At 70.8% G+C, this 10,562-nt stretch carries 10 protein-coding genes; 9 read left to right on the plus strand and 1 reads right to left on the minus strand.

Annotated elements, in window-relative coordinates; translation table 11 throughout:
- The 9 genes from MXD58_RS11390 to MXD58_RS11430 form a co-directional block, all read left to right on the plus strand.
- The coding region (locus MXD58_RS11390; protein ID WP_308301944.1) for a CE1 family esterase at window positions 1-1,403 on the plus strand (1,403 nt) is incomplete at its 5' end.
- Between the two features lie 168 nt (window positions 1,404-1,571).
- Entirely contained in the window at window positions 1,572-2,795 is a 1,224-nt protein-coding gene (gene dxr / locus MXD58_RS11395) for a 1-deoxy-D-xylulose-5-phosphate reductoisomerase (protein WP_248841326.1), read from the plus strand.
- 70 nt (window positions 2,796-2,865) lie between these two features.
- Window positions 2,866-4,050, plus strand: coding sequence for a M50 family metallopeptidase (locus tag MXD58_RS11400; protein WP_248841320.1), 1,185 nt, complete (start codon window positions 2,866-2,868; stop codon window positions 4,048-4,050).
- A 123-nt stretch (window positions 4,051-4,173) separates the two neighbouring features.
- A complete protein-coding gene (gene ispG, locus MXD58_RS11405; RefSeq protein ID WP_248841319.1) occupies window positions 4,174-5,328 on the plus strand; it encodes a flavodoxin-dependent (E)-4-hydroxy-3-methylbut-2-enyl-diphosphate synthase in 1,155 nt (384 codons plus the stop codon).
- A gap of 11 nt (window positions 5,329-5,339) precedes the next feature.
- On the plus strand, window positions 5,340-6,191 hold the full coding sequence (locus MXD58_RS11410; protein WP_248841318.1) for a GNAT family N-acetyltransferase: 852 nt from the start codon (window positions 5,340-5,342) through the stop codon (window positions 6,189-6,191).
- A 236-nt stretch (window positions 6,192-6,427) separates the two neighbouring features.
- Window positions 6,428-7,507, plus strand: coding sequence for an ABC transporter substrate-binding protein (locus MXD58_RS11415; RefSeq protein WP_248841317.1), 1,080 nt, complete (start codon window positions 6,428-6,430; stop codon window positions 7,505-7,507).
- Window positions 7,508-7,571: 64 nt separating this feature from the next.
- Window positions 7,572-8,333, plus strand: a complete 762-nt coding sequence (locus MXD58_RS11420) for an ABC transporter ATP-binding protein (RefSeq protein ID WP_248838253.1) — start codon at window positions 7,572-7,574, stop codon at window positions 8,331-8,333.
- On the plus strand, window positions 8,323-9,363 hold the full coding sequence (locus tag MXD58_RS11425; protein WP_248838254.1) for an ABC transporter permease: 1,041 nt from the start codon (window positions 8,323-8,325) through the stop codon (window positions 9,361-9,363). Before MXD58_RS11420 ends, MXD58_RS11425 begins: the two co-directional genes overlap by 11 nt.
- Window positions 9,364-9,448: 85 nt before the next feature.
- Entirely contained in the window at window positions 9,449-9,904 is a 456-nt protein-coding gene (locus tag MXD58_RS11430) for an RrF2 family transcriptional regulator (RefSeq protein ID WP_248838255.1), read from the plus strand.
- 12 nt (window positions 9,905-9,916) lie between these two features.
- Here the strand turns inward: MXD58_RS11430 and MXD58_RS11435 are convergent, their stop codons facing one another.
- Complete coding sequence (locus MXD58_RS11435; RefSeq protein WP_248838256.1) at window positions 9,917-10,429, minus strand: DUF4439 domain-containing protein; 513 nt, start codon at window positions 10,427-10,429, stop codon at window positions 9,917-9,919.
- Window positions 10,430-10,562: the final 133 nt, after the last annotated feature.

The raw sequence follows: 10,562 nt of genomic DNA on the forward strand, positions 1-10,562 counted from the left end.
CGGCCAGCTGGCCGCCGAACCGACCGCGGCAGCGGGACGACCGCACCGGGCCGCGGCCGCGGCGGGTTCCCAGGCTGACGGAACACGTGTCCCTCGGTAGTCCGGCGAGCCGGCGCCGCGGATCGCTGCGACACCGCACCCGCACCACGAACACGGTCTGGCTGCCGATCATCGCGGCGGCCGGCGTTCTGCTGCTACTGATGTGGTACGCCGTCTCTCGCGATCCCGGGCCGGCGAAGTCGACCGCGGCGCACCCCGCGGGGTCCGGGCCCGACAGTGGTCAGGACCGCGGCGCGGCGGCGGTGTCGGCGACTCCGGCGCCCACCGTGCCGCCGCCGCCGACGAGCGGATGCGTCACCGGGCGAACCCTGCCCGCCGGGATCAGCACGCGGACGTTGCAGGTGGCTGGTGCCGAACGCTCCTATGTCCTGGCCGTGCCCGCCGGCGCGACCGGGGGGCACGCGCTGCCGCTCATCGTCACCTTCCACGATCTCGACCAGAGCACCGATGACCTGGAGGGCTACACCAGGCTGGCGGACCAGGCCACACGCGCCGGCTTCGCCCTCGCCGCGCCCGTCGGCGCCCGGTCGCGCTGGAACTTCCCGCGATCCCCGGCGGTCGGCCCTGACGACGTCCTGTTCACCGGCCTGCTCCTCAACGAACTCACGGGTCGCATGTGCCTGGACCAGCGGCGGATCTTCGCCACCGGCTACGGGGATGGCGCGAACATGGTGCTCACCACCCTGTGCGCGCTGCCGGATCGATTCGCGGCCGCGGTGACGGTCGCCTCGAGTGTCCTGCCCGTGTCCTGCGCCAGGCCGACGACGAGCCTGTTGGAGATTCACGGGACGGCCGACGCCATCGCGCCCATCGACGGGGGCGGGCCGCCCCGGCCGGCTCCGTTCGCGGCCTTCGCCGCGCAGCCGGCGGCAGACCGGCTCGCTCGCTACGCCTCCGCGCTCGGCTGCAGTGGGGCCACGCAGATGGCCCGGGACACCGCGGCGTGGGCACGCACCGTGTGGCCGGGCTGTCCGAACGGCCGCGACGTCGGACTGCTGGCCATGGCGGGTGCGGGACACACCTGGCCGGGCGCGGCGGCCCGCCCGGCGCTCGGCCCTACCTCGGACGCCTTCAACACCTCCGGCGTCGTGCTCATCTACTTCGGGTACACCCCTACCTCGGACGCGGGCGGCACGGGCGGGGTAACTGGCTCGTCGGTGCCACCCCTGAGACCAGGCTCACCATCCCCGAGTGCCTCGACCACCGCGTCCGCGGCGCCGAGCCAACCGTCACCGTCGGTCAGCGCGACGCCGCCGCCTGACGCCGGATCGACCGAGGCACCGGAGCCGAGCGCAGCCCCGACGGAGACGCCAACACCCTCGCCGACGGCCTCGAACGGCTGAGTACAGCCATCTCTGCAGGCGGAGGCGGACCGTCCGGCAGGAGGCGGGGGAGCGGACGTCCTGGCCGGTGACCGCCGTTGGTCCCATTGCGCATCTTCGGGTGGCACCTGTCATGAACCGAACAGGGCGGCACCGAGCCGTCGAGCGGCCTGCGAGAATGGTCGTGTGGTGGAGGCTTCGAACCTGCGTGAAGTTGTTCTGCTCGGGTCCACCGGCTCGATCGGAACCCAGGCTATAGACGTCGTGCGCCGCAATCCGCAGCGCTTCCGGGTGGTGGCGCTGATGGGCGGCGGCTCCCGGGTGGATCTGCTCGCCGCCCAGGCACTCGACCTCGGGGTCCAGGCGGTGGGTGTTGCTGCGGCCTCGGCCGCGCAGGACCTGCAGCTCGCCTTCTTCGCCGAGGCGACGAGGCGGGGCTACCGCAAGGGCGAGTTCCCGGTGCCAAAGATCCTCGCCGGCCCGGACGCGGCCAGTGAGATCGCCGCGTGGCCCTGCGACATCGTGCTCAACGGCATCACCGGCTCCGTCGGCCTCGCGCCGACGCTCGCGGCGCTCGCCGCGGGGCACACGGTGGCGCTCGCGAACAAGGAGTCCCTGGTCGCGGGTGGGCCCTTGGTCCTCGACGCGCTCGGCGGCGATCCGAACCGCCTCGTCCCGGTGGACTCCGAGCACTCCGCGCTGGCCCAGTGCCTGCGCGGGGGGCGGCAGGAGGAGGTGCGCAAGCTCGTTCTGACGGCGAGCGGCGGGCCGTTTCGCGGCCGCCGTCGTGAGGAGCTCGCGGCGGTCACCCCGCAGCAGGCCCTCGCCCACCCGACCTGGGACATGGGCCCGTTCGTGACGATCAACTCGGCCACCCTGATGAACAAGGGCCTCGAGCTCATCGAGGCTCACCTGTTCTTCGGTGTGCCGTACGACGACATCGAGGTCGTCGTCCATCCGCAGTCGCTGGTGCACTCGATGGTGGAGTTCACCGACGGGTCCACCATCGCCCAGGTGTCCCCGCCCGACATGCGTCTGCCCATCGCGCTGGCCCTGGGCTGGCCGGATCGGGTGCCCGCGGCGCAACCGCCGATGGACTGGACCCGTGCCCAGGCGCTGACCTTCGAGCCGCTTGACGGCGTCGCCTTCCCGGCGGTGGACCTCGCCCGCACGGCCGGTCGCCGAGGCGGAACGGCGCCCGCGGTGTTCAATGCGGCCAATGAGGAAGCAGTGGCCGCGTTCCTCGCCGGACGACTGCCCTTCGTCCGTATCGTTGATCTGGTGGCCGAGGTCATCGCGGAACACCAAGTCGTCGATCACCCCACGCTCGAAGAGGTCTTCGCCACCGAGCGGGACGCGCGGGCCGCGGCGCAGCGGTTGATCCAGCGCGAGAGTGAACGGGAAACGGTGTGATTCGTCCCACACTCATGGCCAGCCGGGTGGTCGCGGCCCGGTGTTGCCGCCAGCGGCGGGGGCGCGCCTGATGGAGATTCTCGGGATCGTGGCGTTCGCCGCGGCGCTGCTCGTGTCCGTGGTGGCGCACGAGGGCGGTCACTTCGTCACGGCCCGCCATTACGGCCTGAAGGCGTCGAAGTTCTTCGTGGGCTTCGGTCCCACGGTCTGGTCCCGCCAGCGCGGCGAGACCGAATACGGGATCAAGCTGATCCCCGCCGGCGGATTCGTCAAGATCGAGGGAATGACGCCGCTGGAGGAGATCGACGCCGCGGATGAGCCGCGGGCGTTCTACAACGCCCGTGCGCGGGCTCGGCTCGTCGTCATGGCCGCCGGGTCGTTCGTGCATTTCATCATCGCCATCGTCCTGATCTACGGAGTTCTGGTCGGCCTGGGGCTGTCGCAGGTCAGCGAGTCGAAGATCGGCACAACGAGCTGCGTGGCCACGACCGCCAGCTGCACCGGGCCGGGGCCGGCGGCGGCGGCCGGTCTGCGGGCCGGAGACCGGATCGTGAGCTTCGACGGGGCCGCGCTGGGCTCCTGGCAGGAGTTCACCCGCCGGGTGCGGGAGCACGGCGCGGGTCCGGCAACGCTCGTGGTCCGCCGCGATGGCAAGGACCTGACGCTGCATCCCGATCTCGTCGAGGTCCGCCGCAACCGGGTGACCGGCGAGGCCGGCAATGATCGGGTCGGCGCGCTCGGCGTCCGTCCCGGCCTGGAGACGGTGCGGTACAACCCGATCGAAGCCGTTCCGCGGACCTTCAGCGTGATCGGGTCCGGGTTCACCGGCATGTACACCACGTTGACCCACCGCTTGGACGACCTCGGTAAGATCTTCAGTAACGACCGTGATCCCGAGGGCTTCATCAGCGTGGTCGGCGCCGCCCGCATCGGCGGGGACGTCGCCTCCGCGCCGGATACCTCCGCGCTCGACCGGGTTCGCCAGTTCCTCGTCCTGGTCGCCGCCATCAACCTCGCGGTCGGCATCTTCAACCTGCTGCCGCTGCTGCCGCTGGACGGTGGCCATATCGCCGTCCTCGGCTTCGAACAGGCCAGGCATGGTCTGCGCAGGCTGCGAGGTTACCGTGGACCCGTACAAAAAGTGGATTTCGCCAAGCTGTTACCAGCCACGTACGCCACGGTTGCTGTTCTGCTCGGGTTCAGCCTGCTCCTTCTGTCCGCAGACATCGTCAATCCCATCCGCCTGAACCAGTGATCCCGCACGAGTGACCTGTGCGGTGCCGCGCGGGTCACGTGCGTGTAACTGCCCTGCGTCCCGCAGCCGACAGGCCGAATCAGTCGCACATCGAACCTTTTCCGATTCGCCAGTGAGGACAACGTGACCGTTACTCTGGGCATGCCAACCGCTCCGGCCCGGCCGCTTGGAACGCGGCGCAAGAGCCGGCAGATCAATGTGGGCACCGTCCCGGTCGGGGGTGACGCGCCGGTCTCCGTCCAGTCGATGTGCACGACGTTGACCTCGGACGTCAACGCGACCCTGCAGCAGATCGCCGAGCTCACCGCCTCGGGGTGCCAGATCGTCCGGGTGGCCGTGCCGAGCCAGGACGACGCCGACGCGCTCGCGGCGATCGCTCGCAAGTCGCCGATCCCCGTGATCGCGGACATCCACTTCCAGCCGAAGTACGTCTTCGCGGCGATCGACGCCGGGTGTGCCGCAGTCCGGGTGAACCCGGGGAACATCAAGGCGTTCGACGACAAGGTGGGCGACATCGCCCGGGCGGCGAAGGCCGCCGGCACCCCGATCCGGATCGGGGTCAACGCCGGTTCGCTCGACAAGCGCCTGCTCGAGAAGTACGGCAAGGCCACGCCCGAGGCGCTCACCGAGTCGGCGTTGTGGGAGTGCTCGCTGTTCGAGGAGCACGACTTCCGTGACATCAAGATCTCGGTGAAGCACCACGACCCGGTCGTCATGATCCAGGCATACCGCCTGCTCGCCCAGGCGTGTGACTACCCCCTCCACCTCGGCGTGACCGAGGCCGGCCCGGCGTTCCAGGGCACCGTGAAGTCCTCGGTCGCCTTCGGCGCGCTGCTCGCCGAGGGCATCGGCGACACCATCCGGGTCTCGCTGTCGGCACCGCCGGTCGAGGAGGTCAAGGTCGGCGCCGCGATCCTGGAGTCCCTGGGACTGCGGGAGCGTAAGCTCGAAATCGTCTCCTGCCCGTCCTGCGGGCGGGCACAGGTTGACGTCTACACCCTCGCCAACCAGGTCAGCGCCGGTCTCGAAGGCATGGAGGTCCCGTTGCGGGTCGCCGTGATGGGATGCGTCGTGAACGGGCCCGGCGAGGCTCGGGAAGCCGACCTCGGCGTTGCCTCGGGTAACGGCAAGGGCCAGATCTTCGTCCGCGGCCAGGTGATCAAGACGGTGCCGGAGGCGCAGATCGTGGAGACCCTCATCGAGGAGGCCATGCGCCTCGCCGAGGAGATGACGGACGGTGGCACGCCCTCCGGCGAGCCCACAGTTACCGTCAGCTAGGCACCAGTCGGATGGGCCTGCCGCTGCGCTCCGCGCCGACGCGTCTGCTGGACGATCGGGACCTTCCCGCGGTCCGCGAGCTGCTGGCCCGCAATCCCGTCGCTGACGTCTTCGTAGCCTCCCGGATCGAGGCCGCCGGGCTCGATCCGTGGCGGCTGGGCGCCGAGATGTGGGGCCATACGGTCGATGGCCGGCTGGCCGCGCTGTGCTACTCCGGCGCCAATCTCTGGCCCGTGGCGGCGGGACCCGCGTCGGCGAGGCTCTTCGCCGAGCGGGCCCGCCGGCAGGGCCGCCGGTGCTCGTCCGTCGTCGGGGTCTCCTCGTCGGTGATGACGATGTGGCGCTATCTCGAACCCACCTGGGGCCGGGCCCGTGAAGTCCGGGCCGACCAGCCGCTGCTCGTCATTGACGGGCCGCCGCTGGTCGCCCCCGACCCGCTCGTCCGGCCCGTCCGGCCCGATGAGCTCGACGTGCTGCTGCCCGCGTGCATCGCGATGTTCACCGAGGAGATCGGTGTGTCGCCGGTGGTGGCCGATGGTGGAACCCTCTACCGCGCCCGCATCGCCGAGTTCATCGGGCAGCGGCGCTCGTTCGCGCACATCGCCGATGGTCGGGTGCTGTTCAAGGCGGAGATCGGCGCGGTCGCCGCTGACGTCTGCCAGATCCAGGGGGTCTGGGTCGATCCCGCCCTGCGCGGACGCGGGCTCGGCGCCGCGGGCACCGCGAGCGTCGTCGCGCTGGCCAGAGCGGCCCTCGCGCCGCAGGTCAGCCTGTACGTCAACGACTTCAACCACGCCGCCCGCCGGATCTACGAGCGGGTCGGCTTCCGCCGCGTCGGTACCTTCGCCTCAATCCTGTTCTAGGCGGCCGCTGAGCGCCTGGCCGGCGCACTGTGCCGGCGACCGAACCCCCGCTGACCTGCGCCTTGACGTCCCTTTTGCCCCTTGTGTCGTGATGTCGTCGGTGAATTGTTGCTGAACCATGTCAGGTCGATGCCGGCGCATGGCCAGGATCTGGCCGATCTGGCATGCTTACCATCCCGATGGCATCGATCGACATGCGTGGCGTTGGTTTTGACGCACGTGAACTGGGGGTTTACATGAGACCGAGCAGATTGTGGCGCGCGCTGACGCCACTGGTCACCGCGGGAGCACTCGCCCTGGCGGTGGTCGGCTGCTCGAGCTCGGGCAGTGACGGCGGCTCCTCGGTGAGCTCCACGCCCGGCCAGGCCAGCGGAACGCTGCGGCTCGGGTACTTTCCGAACCTCACCCACGCGCCGGCGCTCTACGGCACGGAGAAGGGCATCTTCGCCAAGAACCTCGGTTCGGGCGTCACGCTCAAGCCCTCCACCTTCAACTCCGGCACGCAGGAGGCCGAGGCGATCCTGTCCGGCGCCATCGACGCCGGCTACATCGGCCCGAACCCGGCCGTCAACAGCTTCATCAAGTCCAACGGCGAGGCGATCCGGATCATCTCCGGCGCCACCTCCGGCGGCGCTTCGCTGGTCGTGCGACCGGAGATCACTTCAGTCGCCCAGCTCAAGGGCAAGACGATCGCCACCCCGGGGCTGGCGAACACCCAGGACGTGGCGCTGCGCTACTACCTGAAGAAGAACGGCCTCAAGACCGACACCCAGGGCGGCGGCGACGTCTCCATCAAGCCGCAGGACAACGCCATCACCGTCGACGCTTTCAAGAACAAGGCCATCGACGGCGCCTGGGTGCCCGAGCCGACGGCGTCCCGTCTCGTCGAGGCCGGCGGCAAGGTCCTGGTGAACGAGGCCGACCAGTGGCCCGAGACCAAGGGCCAGTTCGTCACGACCCTGCTCATCGTGCGCACCGACTACCTCAAGAAGAACCCGGAGATCGTCCGGCGGCTCGTCGCCGCAAACGTGGAGTCGATCAACGGCCTCAACGCCGACCGCGCCGCCGGTGCGACGGCCACGAACACCGCGCTGGGCAAGCTTGCCGGTAAGCCGCTGAGCGCCAGCGTGCTGGCTTCGTCGTGGAAGTCGCTGACGTTCACGCCGGACCCGATCGCCAAGTCGCTGTTGGTGTCCGCCCAGCACGCGTCGGACCTCGGGTTGCTCAAGAACCCGAAGCTCGATGGGATCTTCGATCTGACGATCCTCAACGACGTCCTGTCCAAGCAGGGCAAGCCGACCGTCTCCGACTCCTGACCCACCACTGGACGCGCCCCGCCGCAGCGGGGCGCGTCCAGGCCATGCGACGGGGGAGCTCTCCATGACCGCAGTCCTCTCCGATACCGCGCTGCGCATCGACGGCGTCAGCCGGTTCTTCGGCTCCGGCGCCGCGCGCGTCCATGCGTTGGACGACGTCTCACTCAAGGTCCGGTCCGGGGAGTTCCTCTGTCTGCTCGGCGCGTCGGGATGTGGCAAGTCGACTCTGCTCAGTCTGATTGCCGGTCTCGACGCGCCGAGCAGCGGAACGGTGGACACCACCGGTCGCCGCGTCGGGATGATGTTCCAGGACTCCGCGCTGCTTCCCTGGCTGACCGCGGGCGGCAACATCGAGGTACCGCTGCGGCTGCGCAAGGTCCGCCAGGCGCAGCGCCGCCAGCGGGTCGAGGAACTGCTCGCGATGGTCCGTCTGGCCGGCATGGCGGACCGGCGTCCGCACGAGCTGTCCGGCGGCATGCGCCAGCGGGTGAGTCTCGCCCGGGCGTTCGCGCAGGAGGCCGACATCCTCTGCATGGACGAGCCGTTCGGCGCCCTCGATGCGATGACCCGCGACCTGCTGCACGACGAGCTCGAGCGGATCTGGCGGGAGACCGGCGTCACGGTCATCTTCGTCACCCACGACGTGCGCGAGGCGGTGCGCCTCGGCGACCGCATCGTGCTGCTGTCGTCCCGGCCGGGCCGCGTCGCCGAGGTCTTCGATGTCGACATCGACCGGCCGCGGCGCATCGACTCCACCCGCGTCGCCGAACTTGCCACCAAGGTGACCACACGTCTGCGTGAGGAGGTGGGCCGCCATGGCCACTGAGACCGAGGTCGCCAGCCGATCCCGGGCGAAGGACCTGGCCGTGCCCGACGTCGACCCGACGCTGGCCGGGCTGGACGCGCTCGACATCCCCACCGTTGCGCGGCGCCCCCTGGCCGTCCGGGCCTGGTCGGCGACCTGGCCCAAACTGGGCGCCCTCGCGCTGTTCCTGCTGCTGTGGCAGCTCGTCGTCTGGAGCGGCTGGAAGCCCTCCTACGTGCTCCCCGGCCCGGACAAGGCGCTGACCGAGTTTGTCCACCGCGTCGGCACCAGCCACTTCTGGGAGGGGCTGGCTCGCACCCTCGTGCGGGCGCTGAAGGGGTATGCGCTCGCCGTGGTGATCGGCAGCGTCGTCGGCGTCGCGGTCTCGCGGTTCGCGATCCTGCGCACGGCCGTGGGGTCCTTCATCACCTCGCTGCAGACCATGCCCTCGATCATCTGGTTCCCCTTGGCGATCCTGCTGTTCCAGCTCAGCGAGTCCGCGATCCTGTTCGTCGTGGTTCTGGGAGCCGCTCCCTCGATTGCGAACGGTGTGATCTACGGCGTCGACTACGTGCCGCCCCTGCTGGTGCGGGTCGGTCGCAGTATGGGCGCCAACGGGTTCTCCCTGTACCGGTACGTGGTCACGCCGGCGGCGCTGCCCTCGGTGCTCGCCGGGCTTAAGCAGGGCTGGGCGTTCGCGTGGCGCAGTCTGATGGCCGGCGAGCTGCTGGTGATCGTCCCTGGACATCCCTCGGCCGGCGCCGACCTACAGAACTCCCGGGACCTGAACGACACGGTCGGCGTGATGGCCTCGATGATCACCATCTTCATCGTCGGGGTCGTCGTGGACGCCGTCTTCAATGCCGCCGACCAGCGGATGAGGCAGCGTCGCGGCCTCATCGCGGAGGGCACCACCGCGGTGCGCGCGGCCCGGGGTCGCTCGCGTGCCGGCGGCCCGGCGTCGGTGGACATCGGATCCGTCGGCGGGGACCTTGATTTCACCGGCGGCGCCGGAGGTTCTGGCGCAGATGGCGGCTCCGGGCCGGGGTGAGCGATCCGGGCGGCGCGACGAGGCCGTCCGAGGCGTCGCGGACCTGGTGAACGCGCCGATCGGCGGCGGGCGGCAGAATGGCTCCATGCAGATCTCCGCTCGCGCCGACTATGCGCTGCGCGCACTCCTGACATTGGCGGCGAGCGACGGTCAGCTGGTGAAGGGCGAGGCGCTCGCCGTGGCCCAGGACCTTCCGCTGCGGTTCCTCGAGAACATCCTGACCGACCTTCGCCGCGCCGGGCTCGTGCAGAGCCGGCGCGGCGCCGACGGCGGCTACCAGCTGGGGCGCCCCGCGGAAGAGATCACCGTGGCCGCGGTGATCCGGGTGACCGACGGGCCGCTCGCCAGCGTCCGCGGCCGGCGCCCGGAGGAGGCGAACTACGAGGGTGCGGCCAAGAACCTGCAGGACGTGTGGATCGCCGTGCGGGTGAACCTGCGGCGTGTGCTGGAGAACGTGACCCTCGCGGAGGTGGCGAGTGGCCGTCTTCCGGAGCACGTCACGATCCTCAGCAACGACCCTGGAGCGTGGACCACCCGCTGAGTCGTCGGGGCCTCAGGTACCCGGCAGCGCGCGGGTCGCCGTCGCCGGTGGCAGGCCGGCGGCCAGGCGGGCTCGTTGGGCGCGGATCGCCATGCCGCCGAGCGCGTCGACAGCGAGCCGGCGGGTGTCGGCGGTGAGCCCGGCGGTGGCATCGTGCGCGGCGGCGGCAGCAGAGTCCTCGACCTGCGCGAGCAGGAGCAGGGCCGTCGGCACGGTGATCGGCGCGGCGGGGATCCGGTAGGCCGCCTGCGCGGGTGGCGCGCTGGCGCCGCGAGCCTGGATTGCGACGAGGAGGTCGTCGCGCAGCCGCTGGTGGGCGATCCACGCGTCATGGGCGAGCTGGCGGGCCACGGCGGCGGGCGCACCGAGCGGGGCGAGCGCGCCGCCGACGGTCGAGGCGACGTAGATCGCGGCGTGGCAGGCCGCCACCATGGTGCTCAGCACCCCGACAGCGGTGGTCTGCCCGTCACCCACAACATCGGAACCGCTGGCGAGGGCGCTTCCCGCTGGGCCGGCGACGGTCATCCGCTCACCCCGCCGGAACCGGCGCCGCCAGCCTGGGCCAGGTAGCCGCCGAGCAGTTCGACCTGCGCCGCGCCGGCGGCGTGCAGGCTCGCCAGCAACGGCGCCAGCGTGCCGCTCACGCGCAGGCTGTCGG

The organism is Frankia sp. AgKG'84/4 (genome assembly GCF_023242965.2).
GTDB lineage: Bacteria > Actinomycetota > Actinomycetes > Frankiales > Frankiaceae > Frankia.